This window comes from Afipia dichlorophenoxyacetatis, from assembly GCF_055386385.1.
In genome coordinates, this window is record NZ_AP029250.1 from 4144853 (window position 1) to 4160174 (window position 15322).

General features: G+C 59.1%; 12 protein-coding genes. 4 read left to right on the forward strand and 8 right to left on the reverse strand.

Annotated elements, in window-relative coordinates; all coding sequences use genetic code 11:
* Positions 1-36: 36 nt before the first annotated feature.
* Positions 37-696 (forward strand): DUF2147 domain-containing protein, encoded by a 660-nt coding sequence (locus ACZ5C3_RS19405; protein WP_464044226.1) that lies wholly within the window; start codon positions 37-39, stop codon positions 694-696.
* Here the strand turns inward: ACZ5C3_RS19405 and hpnN are convergent.
* Positions 664-3255, reverse strand: coding sequence for a hopanoid transporter HpnN (gene hpnN, locus ACZ5C3_RS19410; RefSeq protein ID WP_464044227.1), 2592 nt, complete (start codon positions 3253-3255; stop codon positions 664-666). The genes ACZ5C3_RS19405 and hpnN overlap by 33 nt on opposite strands.
* Positions 3256-3465: 210 nt before the next feature.
* On the opposite strand from hpnN, the gene dxs reads away from it, so the two are divergent.
* Genes dxs through hpnH form a run of 3 tightly spaced genes read left to right on the forward strand, consistent with a single transcriptional unit; the run spans position 3466 to position 7544 of the window.
* Positions 3466-5382 carry a 1-deoxy-D-xylulose-5-phosphate synthase gene (gene dxs, locus ACZ5C3_RS19415; RefSeq protein ID WP_464044228.1) on the forward strand — a complete coding sequence of 639 codons (1917 nt, stop codon included), beginning with the start codon at positions 3466-3468 and terminating at the stop codon, positions 5380-5382.
* A gap of 10 nt (positions 5383-5392) precedes the next feature.
* On the forward strand, positions 5393-6352 hold the full coding sequence (gene ispH, locus ACZ5C3_RS19420; protein WP_464032215.1) for a 4-hydroxy-3-methylbut-2-enyl diphosphate reductase: 960 nt from the start codon (positions 5393-5395) through the stop codon (positions 6350-6352).
* Between the two features lie 7 nt (positions 6353-6359).
* Positions 6360-7544 carry an adenosyl-hopene transferase HpnH gene (hpnH, locus tag ACZ5C3_RS19425; protein ID WP_464032217.1) on the forward strand — a complete coding sequence of 395 codons (1185 nt, stop codon included), beginning with the start codon at positions 6360-6362 and terminating at the stop codon, positions 7542-7544.
* Here the strand turns inward: hpnH and ACZ5C3_RS19430 are convergent.
* From ACZ5C3_RS19430 to eutC, 7 genes are all read right to left on the reverse strand, one after another.
* Complete coding sequence (locus ACZ5C3_RS19430; RefSeq protein ID WP_464032218.1) at positions 7515-8204, reverse strand: phosphorylase; 690 nt, start codon at positions 8202-8204, stop codon at positions 7515-7517. The genes hpnH and ACZ5C3_RS19430 overlap by 30 nt on opposite strands.
* Positions 8201-10168 carry a squalene--hopene cyclase gene (gene shc, locus ACZ5C3_RS19435; protein WP_464032219.1) on the reverse strand — a complete coding sequence of 656 codons (1968 nt, stop codon included), beginning with the start codon at positions 10166-10168 and terminating at the stop codon, positions 8201-8203. The genes ACZ5C3_RS19430 and shc overlap by 4 nt, the downstream gene beginning before the upstream one ends.
* Before the next feature lie 17 nt (positions 10169-10185).
* A complete protein-coding gene (gene hpnE / locus ACZ5C3_RS19440) occupies positions 10186-11448 on the reverse strand; it encodes a hydroxysqualene dehydroxylase HpnE (RefSeq protein ID WP_464032220.1) in 1263 nt (420 codons plus the stop codon).
* Positions 11448-12275 carry a presqualene diphosphate synthase HpnD gene (gene hpnD / locus ACZ5C3_RS19445; RefSeq protein WP_464032221.1) on the reverse strand — a complete coding sequence of 276 codons (828 nt, stop codon included), beginning with the start codon at positions 12273-12275 and terminating at the stop codon, positions 11448-11450. Before hpnD ends, hpnE begins: the two co-directional genes overlap by 1 nt.
* Before the next feature lie 6 nt (positions 12276-12281).
* Entirely contained in the window at positions 12282-13178 is an 897-nt protein-coding gene (hpnC, locus tag ACZ5C3_RS19450) for a squalene synthase HpnC (protein ID WP_464032223.1), read from the reverse strand.
* Positions 13175-14350: a glycosyltransferase gene (locus ACZ5C3_RS19455; protein ID WP_464044229.1), complete on the reverse strand. Its 1176-nt coding sequence runs from the start codon at positions 14348-14350 to the stop codon at positions 13175-13177. The genes hpnC and ACZ5C3_RS19455 overlap by 4 nt, the downstream gene beginning before the upstream one ends.
* Positions 14351-14532: 182 nt before the next feature.
* Positions 14533-15318, reverse strand: coding sequence for an ethanolamine ammonia-lyase subunit EutC (gene eutC / locus ACZ5C3_RS19460; protein WP_464032229.1), 786 nt, complete (start codon positions 15316-15318; stop codon positions 14533-14535).
* Positions 15319-15322 lie beyond the last annotated feature (4 nt).

Below are 15322 nucleotides of genomic sequence, written 5' to 3' on the forward strand. Positions count from 1 at the left end.
TGTGCTTTAAACCGTTTGCAGTGCACGCGAGGATTCATGCGAAAAACAGCCCTCAGTGGAATAATTCTCTTAACCGCCGTGACAACGGCAAATGCTGCCGAACCTCTCGGCGAATGGCGTGACGAAGACGGTAAGGCGACAATCAAAATTGTCGACTGCAATTCGAGACTCTGGGGCGTTGTGGCCTCGGAATCGATCCCCGGAGGCATCGACGATAAGAACCCCGATAAAGCGAAGCGGACTCGACCGACGCTTGGAATGCCTGTGCTTTTGAACCTGAAGAAGTCAGGCGAAAAGGAAAAATGGGAAGGCAAGGTCTACAACGCCGAAAACGGCAAGACCTACGACGCCACCATTCAGCTTAAATCTGCCAACGCGCTTCGCGTCGAAGGCTGCCTTGTTTGGCCGCTCTGCGGCGGACAGACGTGGACACGTGTCGAACCCGGCATGTCCGGCTTTAATTATGGGCCGGCAGCCGAGGCAGGCGCAGCCGGTGCACCGAAAGCGCCGGCCGCCAAAACGACAGCTACGGCGCCCACGGCAAAAACCACAGCAACCGCAGTTCCTGCCGCTGCTCCGAAGGGGGCAGCTCCAAAAGGAGCCGCCGCCCCCACCGGCAGTAAAGCTGGCGCGGCAACAGACACCGCAACCAGCGAGGTTTGCTTACTTCCCGAGATCGCGGGGGCGCCCCATTAGAGCGGGCTGAAACAAGACCGCTGCTGCAAGCGTCGTCACAAGAGACAGCGCCAACAGTTTGCCCATACTTGACGTACCGGGATGGCTCGACAGCCATAGGCTGCCGAACGCCGTCGCGGTGGTCATTGCACTGAAGAAGATTGCTCGCGTCAGACTGGACTGCAGCAGGTTGGTCTGACCGCCGCGCCACGCCGTTACGTAGTAAATCTTGAACGCCACACCGATACCGAGCAACAGCGGCAACGCGATGATATTCGCGAAATTCATCGGCAGACCGATGAGGACGCAGATTTCAAGGGTCACTACGCCTGCCAAGATTAACGGCACCAGCGTCAACAAGACGTCGCCGATACGTCGCAATACGATCCAAAGTAGGATCGCGATCGACAACAGTGCCCAACCGCCCGCCTGAATGAAGGCGGCCACGATCGTGTCACCCGATTTCAGGATGGAGATCGGTCCACCGATCGCCGTTGGCTCGACCTTCAGGACCGCAGCCGCGAACCTCCGCAGGGTGTCGTTGTCATTCGGATCGCCCTTGGGCTGAACTTCGACACGCACACGTCCGTCCTGTGCGATCCATTCACTCGTAATGTCTTCCGGCAAGGTCTTCGCGCTGACCGGCTGCGCCTTGAGCATGCTGCGAACCTGGTCCAGCGCGACATTGAGCGGCTCGATAAAAACCTTTTCCGCAGTCTCGCGCGTTGCCTTATCGGCCTGCGCAAGTTTGGCCAAGGCGTCGGCGAGACGGCGAGACGCGATCGCACCTGGTCCTTTATCCTCGCCCGCGAATTTGCGCAGGCTTTCTGCAGAACCATTCAGCGCCGCGACATTCTCCTCGTCCGAAGGCGGTGCCCCCTGCGCGGCTGGTTTCAGGATTGAATCAAGCGATGCGGCAGCCTTGCGAATAATCGCGAGTTTCGCCGGCTGATCCTCCGGAATGAAGCTGTCGAGCGAAATGGTCCGCGAAACCTCGGGCACCTTGGTGAGGCGGGCTTCGATTTCTTTCGCCGCGGCAGGCGTCGCCGCCATCACTTCGACCGCGTTGGTTCCAGTGTTCGGATCCCGACGCAGATCGAGATAGGTCGCAATCGATTCAACCTTCGGGCTACGAAGGTTGATCGGGTTGAAATCGAAGTGGAGGAAATAGAGCAGTGGCAAGCCGAGCACAGCCACACCGAGCGTGCAGGCAACAACCGGAACGCGGTTCCGTTCAAGGAAATCGTCCACGGGTGCCAGGAACTTAAAGCCAAGAGGCTCAGCTTCACCTGGAGGATTAAAAATCTTGAGCAAAGCGGGAAGCACCGTGATCGCCGCAAGAAATGCGATGAGCATGCCGGCTCCCGCAATGATCCCTAGTTCTGAGACGCCCTTGTAGGCGGTGGGAAGGAAGGAAAGAAAACCTGCGGCCGTCGCCACAGCGGCGAGCGTCAACGGAACAGCGGAGTTCTCACCCGCCTTCTCCAGGGCGGCAAGCAGATCGTCATGTTCATGGCGCTCTGCGCGGTACCGAACGCTGTATTGAATCCCGAAATCCACACCTAAGCCGACAAACAGCACGAAAAACGCGATGGAAATCAGATTCAGTGAGCCGACCAGCATGAGACCAACGGCGGTGGTGATCGAGAGACCAATCGCCAGCGTGATGAAAACCGCCGCGATGATTCTTGGAGATTTCAGCGCGCACCACAGGATGAAAAGCACGATGAGAACCGTGCCGATGCCATTTTCCCAGGCCCCCTCCTGAACCGTCGCAAATTCCTCATTTGAAATTGGAACAGGGCCGGTCAGGCGAACCCGCGCGCTGTATTTTCCCGCAAGGTCAAGATCCTGCGCGGCCTTGCGAATCGCATCAGTCGCCTCGCCGCCAGGCTCGAGCGCGTTGAAATCCAGTACGGGCCTGATGCTGAGAAGCACACGGCGGTCAGACGCCGTCAGCGGTTCATTGCTGGCCAGTTCCCTCCAGGAGAACGGTGCCGGCTGTTTGGTTAGAACCTTTTCGACGGTATCCGCGACCATATTGAGCGGCCGCGTCATCGAATCGCGGGAGTACTGGCCGCGCTGAGCGCCGACCAGCCCGAATTCGAGCACCCCGGTCAAACCACGGAGGCTAGGATCATCAACCAGGATATCGAAAATAGGAGCAGCCGAGGCGAGCTGGCTGGTTTGCTTGGCAACTTCCGCCGTCGGAAGGAACAAAAGGCCGTTGGTGTCGAAAAATGGCCCGCTCCCCGCCGGACGAACCCAAATGAACTTGTCGGTCTGAGGCAACAGCTGTTGCTCAAGCGCCGTGCCGGCCTGGCGGGCCAATTCGGGCGTCGGCGCCTCAATAACCGCCAAAATCAGGTCATTTCGCCCAGGAAACGCCTTTTCGTAGTCGACTTCCCGCTTGCGCCAGTCCAAATCTGGCGAAATAAGCTTCGCGATGTCGGTATTGATGGCAAAGTTCTGATGGGAATAAAAACCTGCCGCGACAGCCAAAGCAATTCCGGTAAGGAGCACCAGCCATGCATGGCGCGTGCAAAAACGAACAAGCGATACAATAGTCCTTGTCAGCACAGTTTTTCTTTCTATTTCTTGCGATCAGCTCAGGCGTAGGCAACTGCCTAGGGGATGGGCGGTTAACTGTAGGGCGTCAAACGGTGCCCTTAAGTCACACAATAGTGGCATAACGCCAGCAGCTGCTCAGAAATACTGCTGAATACCTGCCAGAATGCTACACTGCAAAACGTTCCTGTCTTGTTCTTATATGGTACTGGAAGCCTCGGTATGACCTCATCCACTCCGTTGCTCGACGCAATCAAATCACCTGCTGATCTTCGTAAGCTCAAAGAGAGCGATCTGCCACAAGTTGCGGCAGAAGTTCGAGCCGAGACGATCAACGCGGTCGCGGTTACTGGGGGTCATCTGGGCTCCGGTCTCGGCGTCGTGGAACTGACTGTGGCGATACATCATGTTTTTAATACGCCGTCAGATCGCGTCATTTGGGATGTGGGCCATCAAGCTTATCCTCACAAAATTCTCACGGAGCGACGCGACCGGATTCGCACGTTGCGACAGGGCGGCGGCCTCTCTGGTTTCACGAAGCGCGCCGAGAGCGAGTATGATTGCTTCGGTGCTGCGCATTCGTCGACATCTATTTCAGCAGGACTGGGTATGGCCGTCGCCCGCGATCTTGCTGGCGAGGAGCGAAATATCGTCGCAGTAATTGGTGACGGCGCGATGTCGGCCGGCATGGCCTATGAAGCAATGAACAATGCCGGCGCTATGGATTCGCGTCTTATCGTCATCCTCAATGACAACGAGATGTCGATCGCCCCACCCGTTGGTGCGATGTCGGCTTATTTGTCACGTCTGATTTCTGGCAACACTTATCGCTCGCTGCGCGAGATCGGCAAGCAAGTCGCCAAGCGCCTTCCGAAGTTCGTGGAGAAAGGCGCACAACGCGCTGAAGAATACGCGCGCGGCTTCCTTTCAGGCGGCACGCTGTTCGAAGAACTTGGCTTCTATTACGTCGGCCCGATCGACGGTCATAACCTCGACCACCTGCTTCCCGTGCTCAAGAACGTGCGGGACTCCAAGGTCGGCCCGACTCTGATCCACGTCGTGACGGAAAAGGGTAAGGGCTACACCCCTGCAGAGGCTGCCTCCGACAAATATCACGGTGTTGTGAAGTTTGACGTGGCAACGGGCAAGCAGGCCAAGGCTCAGGCCAATGCCCCCTCCTACACCAAGGTGTTTGGCGAGACCCTCGTTCAGGAAGCGGAGAAAGACGACAAGATCGTTGCCATCACCGCAGCCATGCCTTCGGGCACCGGCATCGACATATTCGGCAAGGCGTTTCCGAAGCGCACATTCGATGTCGGAATCGCTGAACAGCATGGCGTAACGTTCGCCGCAGGCCTCGCTTCCGAGGGCATGAAGCCCTTCGTCGCGATCTATTCGACCTTCCTGCAGCGCGCTTATGATCAGGTGGTTCACGACGTGGCCATCCAGCGTCTGCCGGTGCGCTTTGCAATCGACCGTGCCGGCTTGGTCGGCGCTGACGGCCCTACCCACGCAGGTTCGTTCGATCTGGCCTACCTGGGCTGTCTCCCGCATTTTGTCATCATGGCGGCCGCGGACGAGGCTGAGCTGAGGCATATGGTGGCGACGGCTGCCGCGATCGACGATGCCCCCTCAGCATTCCGTTTCCCACGTGGCGATGGTGTTGGCGTAGATCTTCCGGCGTTCGGCACGCCACTCGAGATCGGCAAGGGCCGAATCGTTCGCGAGGGCACCTCGGTGGCGCTCGTGTCGCTCGGAACCCGGCTCGCCGAATGTCTGAAAGCTGCAGACATTCTAAGGTCCCATGGCTTAACGACGACCGTTGCTGATGCCAGATTTGCAAAGCCGATCGATACGGATTTGATCCTCCGCCTCGCCCGCGAGCACGAGGTTCTCATCACAGTCGAGGAAGGCTCAATCGGCGGCTTTGGGGCGCAAGTGCTGCATGCCCTCGCCGAGCATGGTGCGTTGGACAAGGGATTGAAGGTTCGCTCTATGGTCCTTCCAGACACGTTCATCGATCAGGATAGCCCTGCCGCGATGTATGCGAAGGCCGGTCTCGATGCGAAGGGCATCGTGATGCGCGTCTTCGAGGCCTTGGGTCGCGAAGCTAACATCAGTGCGGTGCAGCTTGCCTGATCCAAGTCCGATGAAAATCCTGCTGGCTCAGCCGCGCGGATTTTGCGCCGGCGTTGTGCGCGCGATCGAGATCGTCGAACGCGCGCTTGAGAAGTATGGCCCGCCGGTCTACGTGCGTCACGAAATCGTGCACAACAAGTACGTCGTCGAAAGCCTCAAGGCGAAAGGCGCGGTATTTGTTGAAGACCTCCATGAGGTACCGGCCAACGCGATCACGGTCTTCAGCGCTCACGGTGTCGCGAAGAGCGTCGAGGAAGAAGCCGCCGCGCGCGGCCTTCCGGTGTTGAACGCGACCTGTCCTCTTGTCACGAAAGTTCACAATCAAGGGAAGCGATACGTCTCCAAAGGCCGTTCACTCGTGCTCATTGGACACGAGGGCCACCCGGAAGTTGTCGGAACGATGGGACAAGTCCCCGGCCCGGTCATCCTGGTGCAAAGCGTTGACGACGTGGAAGCGCTTGATTTACCGAGTGATGCGCCGATGGCGTACATCACGCAGACGACGCTGAGCGTGGACGACACCAAGGATATTATCGCCGCGCTTGAAAGGCGCTTCCCGGATATCGAGGGACCAGACACCCGCGACATCTGCTACGCGACACAAAATCGCCAGTCTTCAGTACGAGACCTCAGCAAGCTCGTCGATGTCATCCTGGTCGTTGGCGCTACCAACAGCTCCAATTCCAACCGCCTCAGGGAAATCGGGACCGAAGTCGGCGTTCCGAGCTACCTGATCGCTGACGGCAGCCAGCTCAATCCCGAATGGTTGAAAGACGCGAAAACCGTCGGCATCACGGCCGGTGCATCCGCCCCGGAAGTCCTTGTCGATGATGTTATCGAAGCCCTGCGGAAAATCGGACCAGTCACAGTGTCCGTGCTGCCTGGGCGGGAGGAAAATATCGAATTCAGGCTGCCAGCCGAACTGATGTCGAAGCAGGCAGGCTTCTCACCCGCGATGCAAGAAAGATAGTCTTTAGATGGCCATTCCGTTTTTCAAAGAGATCAAGATCGGCTCGTATCTGGTGAAGCAGAAAATGCTTGGCCGGAAGCGCTATCCGCTGGTGCTGATGCTTGAGCCGCTCTTCCGTTGCAATCTCGCTTGCGCAGGCTGCGGCAAGATCGACTATCCGGATGCGATTCTGAATCGCCGCATGACGGCGCAGGAATGCTGGGATGCCGCTGAGGAATGCGGTGCGCCGATGGTTGCGATTCCCGGCGGTGAGCCGCTGATCCACAAGGAGATCGGCGAAATCGTCCGCGGCCTCGTCGAGCGCAAGAAGTTCGTCTCGCTCTGCACGAACGCACTCCTGCTTGAGAAGAAGCTCGATCTGTTCGAGCCCTCTCCTTACCTGTTCTTCTCCGTCCATCTCGACGGCTTGAAGGACCATCACGACAAGGCGGTATCGCAAAAGGGCGTGTTCGATCGCGCCGTTTCGGCAATCAAGGCAGCCAAGGCACGTGGCTTTACCGTCAACGTCAACGCGACGATCTTCGATGGCCATCCCGCCGAAGAGATCGCCAAATTCCTCGACTTCACCACCGAGCTCGGCGTCGGCGTTTCGATGTCGCCCGGTTATGCCTATGAGCGTGCACCTGATCAGGAGCACTTCCTCAACCGCAGGAAGACGAAGGAGCTCTTCCGCAAGGTCTTCGCGTTGGGCAAGGGCAAGAAGTGGAATTTCATGCACTCCGGCCTGTTCCTCGACTTCCTGGCCGGCAACCAGAATTTCGAATGCGAACCATGGGGCATGCCTGCACGTAACATCTTTGGCTGGCAGAAGCCCTGCTACCTGCTCGGCGAAGGCTATACGAAGACCTTCAAGGAGCTGATGGAAACCACCGACTGGGATTCCTACGGCACGGGCAAGTATGAGAAGTGCGCCGACTGTATGGCTCACTGCGGCTACGAGCCGACGGCAGCGAATGCGGCTGTTTCCAATCCGTTGAAGGCTGCCTGGGTCGGCATCCGCGGCATCAAGACCGAAGGTCCGATGGCGACTGAGATCGATCTCACCAAGCAGCGCCCGGCGCAGTACGTGTTCTCGTCGGAAGTGCAGAAGCGCTTGTCGGAAATCCGCGCTGACGAAGCTCGCGCGGCGGAAGCCAAGGCTGCGAAGCTCGCTGAAGCGAAATCAGCCCAGAGCGCTTCGACAGCCGCGTAAGGAACGCAGGGCGCGGCTGAAGTCGCGCCCCGTTGAAATGAGCGCCGGGATCGACTTCGGATTGCGAGCGATCCCGCGCATCACCTTCCACATATCGACATTGCCGTTCGGCTTGATGGCATCCTTCGTAAGCTTCGGCAGCTCACGATGTGCAGGATCGCTGATCACGCGAACTGCCGCAAATGGAAGGCCATTTTCCGTCGCATAGCGTGCTGCGATATGGCTCTCCATATCGACAGCATCGGCGCCAGTTGTCGCGCGCAACGCGGCCTTGCCAATCTGACCGGTCACGACCTCTTCGACGCCGGCAAGAACACCGGACACCGTACGGCGGCGCTTTACGGGCAGCGCGATCAGATTCTCAGTCAAAGCAGCTTCTGTCGACCACCGCTCTTCAGCGGCGACGATCTCGCTTGCGACAACGATGTCTCCTGACTTGAGCGCGGGGTTAAGTCCGCCCGCCACGCCGAAGCTCACGATCCCACGAATGCTCGCCGGATCGAACGAGATCATCATCTCACGCAACTGAATTGGATTGCTGGAGCTACAAATGACGGTGAGACCAGGCCCTGCAGCAATGCGGGCCTCTTGTTTCAGGCCAGTAACAATCAGAACTGGCAGTCCGTCGTGTGCGGCGTCCCCGCCCGCGCCTATAATCACATCCCTATCCCCACGAAGCGGCTATTAGTATTACGCAAGTTGCGATACCGCGCCAGCGCCCACAGGGGAAAGAACTTAGAATATCCGTGGTATCGCAAATAGAACACACGTGGGAACCCGCCGCCGGTGTAGTTCGGCTCAGTCCACAGCCCGTCCTTGTCCTGCATTTTGATCAAATAAGATATTCCGCGCTGAGTAGCCGAATCATCGACCCTGCCTGCTGCCATCAGCGCCAGCGTGGCCCATGCCGTTTGCGAGGCCGTGCTCTCGGAACGCTCATAGCCCTTGTAATCGAGCCTGTAGCTGTTGCCATCTTCGCCCCAGCCGCCGTCGGCGTTCTGAATGGCGATGAGCCAATCAGCCGCCTTGCGAATCACCGGATCATCATGAGCAACCCCGGCCGCATTGAGCGCGCACAGAACCGACCATGTGCCGTAGATGTAGTTGACGCCCCATCGCCCAAACCATGAGCCATCCGCCAGTTGAGTGCGGCGGAGATATTCAATACCCCGCGCCAGCGCCGGGCTCGTCGTCGGTGTTTCGCCAAGCTGCGCCAGCATCGAGACGCAGCGTGCCGTGACATCCTCCGTCGGCGGATCAAGCAGCGCGCCGTGGTCGGCGAACGGAATATTGTTGAGATAATATTCCAGATTGTCGGCATCGAATGCCGCCCAGCCGCCATCCTTGCTCTGCAGGCCAAGCAACCACTCGCGTCCACGCGCGATGGCTTCATCGTATTTCCCGCCCGCACCGCGGCCGCGCGCGCGATCCATTGCCATCACCACGACAGCCGTGTCGTCGAGATCCGGATAATGCGCGTTGTTATATTGGAATGCCCAGCCGCCGGGCCGCACGCCTGGCCGCTTTTCGATCCAGTCGCCCTCGACGTCGAGGACCTGACGCGGCTTCAGCCAATCGAGCGCGACATTGGCGGATTCGACTTCCTTCTCGCCGCCCACTTCCATCATCGCGTGAGCGGTCAGAGCCGTATCCCAGATCGGCGAGACGCATGGCTGGCAATAGGCTTCGTCCTTCTTGATGACGAGCAGGTTTTCAACCGACTGCCGCGCCAGCACGTAATTCGGATGATCCTTCGGATAACCGAGCAGATCGTACACCATCACGGTGTTGGCCATCGCCGGGAAGATGGCGCCAAGACCATCGACGCCATTGAGGCGTTCGGTGACGAACGCGACGGCTTTATCGATAGCCCGCTGGCGGCTCTTCTTGGGGAAGAACGGATCAGCCACGCGCAGCACAGCGTCGATGATCGCAAAGCCGGTGAACCAAGCCTGGCTCTGATGGGGCGCCTTCGGTGTCATCCCGATGCTCTTCGGGTCTTCGACGAACAATTCGTCAACGGTGACACCGAGCGGATTCCGCGCGAGCGGCTTCTTATGCATCAGCACCAGCAGCGGCACGATCACTGTGCGCGCCCAGTACGACATCTTGGTCAGATGAAACGGAAACCAGCGCGGCAGCAGCATGATCTCGACGGGCATCATCGGCACTGCGCGCCATGTGAGCACACCAAACATCGCCAGCATGATGCGGGTAAAGACATTGCTCTTGACCGCGCCGCCACGCGACAGCATCGCCTCGCGCGCGCGAACCATATGCGGGGCATCGACCGAATCGCCGATCATCTTGAGCGCGAAGTAAGCCTTCACGCTGGCACTCATATCGAACTCATGACCGTAGAACAGCGACCAGCCGCCATTCTCGTTCTGAATGCGCCGCAGATAATGCCCGATCTTGGCCTCGAGCTTGGCGTCGACCGGCTCCGCGAGATAGTGCCGCAGCAAAACATACTCGGCTGGAATCGTTGCGTCGGCCTCAAGCTCGAATACCCAGTGACCGTCCGGCTGGCGATAATTCAGCACAGCCCGGCTGGCAGCTCCAATACTGCCCTCGAGTGCCGTTGCCATAGGCACGGCATCCACTTTCTGCTCGTCCAAAGTCATGCTTGGCGGTCTATCCACTATTGCATTTTTAACGCAAAATCGGCCGCGCGATCCCCGGATCTGATCGATCCCTCGATGGTCGCAGGAAGTCCCGTATCAGTCCAATCGCCCGCAAGAAACAGGTTTTTCCACTCGGTGACCGTCCCCGGACGCATAGCATTCTGTTCCGGTGTGGCTTCGAACGTAGCACGGCGTTCCCGCACGATCTGCCAAGGTGGCAGCGGCCCTTCCGCGACGTCGTTGCCGAGATTGGCCGCCTTGCAGATATCCCGCCAGATCGCGCGAGCCAGTTCCTCGCGCGGCGTATTCACGAGCCTGTCGGCATCGCTGATGGTGACCGAGAGCCGCTGTGGAAACGCGAAAAGCCACTCAACCAGCCCTCCGATCACCCCTATCATCGGCGGCATATTCGCCGGCGGATCGTAGCGGAAGTGCGCGTTGACGATGGCGCGGAACTTCACCGGTGTCTTCAGCCCGAGCAGAATGGACGACGCCGCGCGCGGCGGCACCGCAAGCACGATCACATCACCGGGCGCGATCGTGACCGCGTCATCGCCGAACTCAAGGGTCGAGATATTCTCGCCGGCCATCAACACCTGACGCAGCTCGTGCCCGAAGTTGATGCGTGCGCCCTTCTCACGGAGCAGCTTGAGCGCGGGATCAATCAGCACTGTGCTCAATCCATCGCGCGCGATCAGCGGGCGACAAGCTTGCCCGCCCGCCAACAGTGTTTCTTTCACGATGGCTCCCGCCAAACCTGCCGAGCCCATCGGCGGATCGACGTTCAGCGCAGCGAGCAACAACGGTTGAACCAGACGATCGTACAGCGTGCCTTCGCATTTGATGGTATCGCCCACCAATGCGTCGGTCCCCGCCCAAATAACGGGAGACAGCGCGAGATAATCGCCAACTCCGGTATCGGGAACGCGACGGCTCTTGTCGAACACCCACAATGGTAAACGGCCGTTACCGAGATCCAGCATCCAGCGTTTGTTTGATTTGATATCGACGAATGAGAATTGTGCGCTCTCTGGACCGACCAAGCCTGCTTCGCTGCCGATCGACCGTGCATAGGCGCGCACATGGCTATTACCAGACAGCACAAGATGATTGCCGTTGTCGATGACGAGATCCGTCGCTCCGTCGTAGTACGAGCGGCAACGGCCACCGGCTTGGTGCGTGGCTTCGTGAACGTGAACCTGAAAGCCCGCATTCGCAAGACGAACAGCGGCAGACAAGCCGGACACACCGGCTCCGATGATGTGAGCGTTCTTTGCCATCAGATAAATGCGTACCGAATAAGAATGAAAATCTTGGCGGCCTTGCTGAGCTTGACCGGACGCCGTGGCAACGCAAAACCGCGCTCCACCAGCTTATTGAGGATCGCGTGATAGTATTCCGACATGATCTTCGGCGCACGGACCAAGCGGCGAGGATTGCGCGCCATGATCGCATCCGACGTGACGAAATGGTTGATCGCCTGTTTCAGGATATCATCGCACACTTGCGGCAGGCGCGGGTCCGACACCACGGTCGCTGGATCGTTTGATGTGATGCCCGCGGCGTTGAGGCTCTCGCGGGGCAGATAGAGGCGCCCAAGCCCGGCATCCTCATCGATATCACGCAGGATATTGGTCAATTGAAGCGCACGGCCCAGATGGTGCGCGAGAAGAATCCCGTCTTCCTCGCCAAGACCGAACACGCGCACCGACAGGCGGCCGACGGCGCTCGCGACGCGATCGCAGTAGAGGTCCAGCGTCTTCGCATCAGGCGCTCGAATATCTGCAGGGATATCCATTGCCATGCCATCGATGATCGCCATGAAGTCGTCACGCCGCAGACCGAAGCGCTTCACGAAGGGAACGTAGCTTGCCACGCGCGCTGGGGGCGTGCCTGCATACAATGCATCGATATCGCGTCGCCACTCATCGATGGCCGCAAGACGCTCGGGGCGCGGTCCATCGGAGTCCGCGATGTCATCGACCTGACGGCAGAAACTGTAGATCAGGAACATCGCATCCCGCTGCTCTTGCGGCAGAATACGCATCGCAGCATAGAACGAACTGCCTGAGGCCGAGCCCTGGGGTGTGGTTTCTGCTGTTGTCATGGAGAATTACGCACCGCCAGATGCATGCCGAACCGCGGATGCCTGGCCCGTGACACGCCGGAACAAACCGCATGCCATCGCCGACAGTGCATAGCCCAACATCTGTTGTTTGGAGAGATGAACCCGCTCACTCAGTGGATCGCGAACCTTCAGGAGATTGACGATCTTGTCAGCGAACATATCGATTACCGAGATTTCGAGCCCCAGCCGCGTATCTTTCACTTCGCATGCGAGAGAACGGCTCTCGCCGAGCAGAAGCTCAGTGCGTCGCGCCAGCGATTGGAGACACTGCAGCAACTGCGGCGATGCGCGATCCGCGCCGAGCATCTCGACCGATGCACCCGATGCCGCAAGGGCGTCGAGCGGCACGTATACGCGATCGAGATCACGATAGTCCTTACCGCAATCCTGAAGATGATTGTTGATCTGCAACGCGGCGCACAACGCATCGGATGCGGTCCATGTGGCGCGGTCCTCGCCATGGACGTCGAGCATGAAGCGGCCGACCGGCATTGCCGAATAGCTGCAGTAATGAATGACGTCATCCCACGTGTCGTAACGTTTCTTCGTAACGTCCATACGGAACGCCGTCAGCACGTCCTGCGCATGCCGCGGCGACATGCCTCGCTCAGCCAACGCTTCACGTAAGGTCACAGCCTCAGGCTGGCTATCGCCTTTGCCCAGCAGCTCAACCTCAAGAATATCGAGTTGCTCAAGTTTCGTTTGGTCGTTCAGCAGTGCGTGATCCGCGACATCATCCGCAGTCCGCACGAAATTATAGAAGGCAAGGATCAACGCGCGGTGGCGCGGATGAATGATCTTGGACGCAACCGGAAAGTTCTCGTCCTTGTGCCCTTTTCCGGAGCGCAGCTCGCCTGCTGTTGTTTCACCTGCGTTTGTCATTGCGAGCTGGATACCTGCGCTTGAGCGCGGCCCTTCCACATTCCACCACGTCCCTGAAAATGCTGAACAGCCGAATTGATCGTGAACACCATATAAGCCAATGCGATTGCGGGGAGAGCCGGCCCCCAAAGGGCCGATTGCTTATAGTACCGCAGCGTCGGCTGGAAGGCGAGCGCCATCAAAAGCCACGCAACGACGGCACATTCGCGGCTCAGATCATGACCGAATACAGTGATCACGACCGGAGCCAGAAAAACAATGGTCATCGCGACGATGACGCCAACAAGCAGCGCAAGCGAATAGTGCAGCTGCGCGTATGCGGATCGAGAGATCATGCGTCCCACCTCGGCCACGGTGTCGGATGCACGGACGCTCCTAACGTTCTGCGAGAAGCCGAGCCAGACGGGCCCTTGCGTTTTCAGACGCGCCCCAAGCGCGCAGTCGTCAATCAACGATCCTCGAATGGCCTCAATGCCACCTGAATTCCTCAGCGCGTCCCAGCGCGCAAGAATGCAGCCGCCTGCCGCGGCTGCGGTCGCGCTGTTGGGATCACGCACCCAAGAAAATGGATAGAGCATGTTGAAAAAGAAAACGAAGGCCGAGATCAGGTATTTTTCCGCGAAACTCTCACAGCGCAACGTCGCCATCACCGACGTCATCACGAGGTCTTCGCTCTTGGCGCGCGCGACAAGCCGCATCATCACGTCTCCCGAATAGACGATATCGGCATCTGTCAGCAGAACGTAATCCGGCGGGACGGGTCGGCTCTCGACCGAAGAAAGTCCCTGCTTCACGGCCCAAAGCTTTCCGGTCCAACCGGAGGGCAGTGGACGGCCGGACAACACCGTCAGACGGTCTGAAGCTCCGATCGATGCGGCAGCTTCGCTTGCGATCTCCGCTGTTCCGTCCTGGCTCTGGTCGTCAATGAGGATCATCGACAATTTGCCGGGATAAGGCTGGCCGAGGATCGATTTCACGCAATCGGCCACCCCCGCCGCTTCGTCCCGGGCCGGCACAACCACCGCAATTGTCGGCCACACCGTGAGGCCCGAGGCGGGCGCCAGATCGTCAAATTTGGAGGCTCGCCAGAATCCACCCCTGCCCGCGATCAGATAAACCCAGATCGCAAGCGCCAATACAGCAACGACAACCAGGAACATGTTGGCGGACAATTCGATTTTCTCTGGCAGATGGATGGCGGCCGTTCGGTTTGCCGCTGCAGTCGATTAGCAGGTTCGGGGCGCTAAAGACAATCCTCCTATCGAAGGAAATTTTCTTATGATTTCATCGACTTACGAAGAGGAGATTTGCACGGGAATTAACATTTCCGTGTCCGGAGGCCCTTAAAGCGTCTTCAGACCACCTCAGGGCCGCGCGATTGCGATAACGGTACTAAATTACCACTTTCGTCCTTCAGGGCGACGCCGGAGAGCTTGCGTGCTAGCCCTTCCCGCACCAGCCACCCGATCTTGAACGCAGCCTCATCGTAGCTCAGTCCCGCCCCATGGATGTTCGAGACGCAGTTGCGCTCGGCGTCGGTCAAACCCGGCCTTGGCGCGTGGGTGATATAGCAGCCGAGACTATCCGGCGCGGAGAGACCCGGCCGTTCCCCGATTAAAGTGACGGTCATCCGCGCGCCCAGAAGCGCCCCGATCTCGTCGCCGAGCGCGACGCGCGCGCCGGTGGCCACGATAACAGGGCTCAATGTCATCCCAAGCCCCACAAATCTCGCTGTGAGCCTGCGAATGACCTCCAGCCCGTGCAGATGAACAGCAGCAGACGACAGCCCATCGCCAATCATGATCGTGAGGTCGCACGCGGACTGATTCAAAGCGGAGAGACTGGCCCTGCACGGTGCATCGAGCCTGCGTCCCAGGTCGGGGCGCCGCAGATAGGTCTTGCGATCGACCGCCTCGCTCCGCACGGCGATGGCCTGCAAGTTAAGCGCTGTCAGGCCGTCCATAATTGCCGCGGCATCGAACGGCGTGTGAACCGCATCACGCGCCCGAGCATGGTCGAGTGTGAAATCGAGCAACGCCTCCGTCGGCATGCTTGCGCCGCTGCGACCGAGCGCGACCCGCGCTGGCGTGAGACGCCGCAGATCGCCGGCGGAGACGATCGAGGGCGGCAATTTGGTCATGCCG

Coding starts and splice junctions, on each gene's coding strand:
- shc (WP_464032219.1), bottom strand. CDS start 10,168: ATGACTTTGGACGAGCAGAAAGTGGATGCCGTGCCTATGGCAACGGCA.
- ispH (WP_464032215.1), top strand. CDS start 5,393: ATGAAAATCCTGCTGGCTCAGCCGCGCGGATTTTGCGCCGGCGTTGTG.
- hpnH (WP_464032217.1), top strand. CDS start 6,360: ATGGCCATTCCGTTTTTCAAAGAGATCAAGATCGGCTCGTATCTGGTG.
- eutC (WP_464032229.1), bottom strand. CDS start 15,318: ATGACCAAATTGCCGCCCTCGATCGTCTCCGCCGGCGATCTGCGGCGT.
- dxs (WP_464044228.1), top strand. CDS start 3,466: ATGACCTCATCCACTCCGTTGCTCGACGCAATCAAATCACCTGCTGAT.
- hpnD (WP_464032221.1), bottom strand. CDS start 12,275: ATGACAACAGCAGAAACCACACCCCAGGGCTCGGCCTCAGGCAGTTCG.
- ACZ5C3_RS19405 (WP_464044226.1), top strand. CDS start 37: ATGCGAAAAACAGCCCTCAGTGGAATAATTCTCTTAACCGCCGTGACA.
- hpnC (WP_464032223.1), bottom strand. CDS start 13,178: ATGACAAACGCAGGTGAAACAACAGCAGGCGAGCTGCGCTCCGGAAAA.
- hpnE (WP_464032220.1), bottom strand. CDS start 11,448: ATGGCAAAGAACGCTCACATCATCGGAGCCGGTGTGTCCGGCTTGTCT.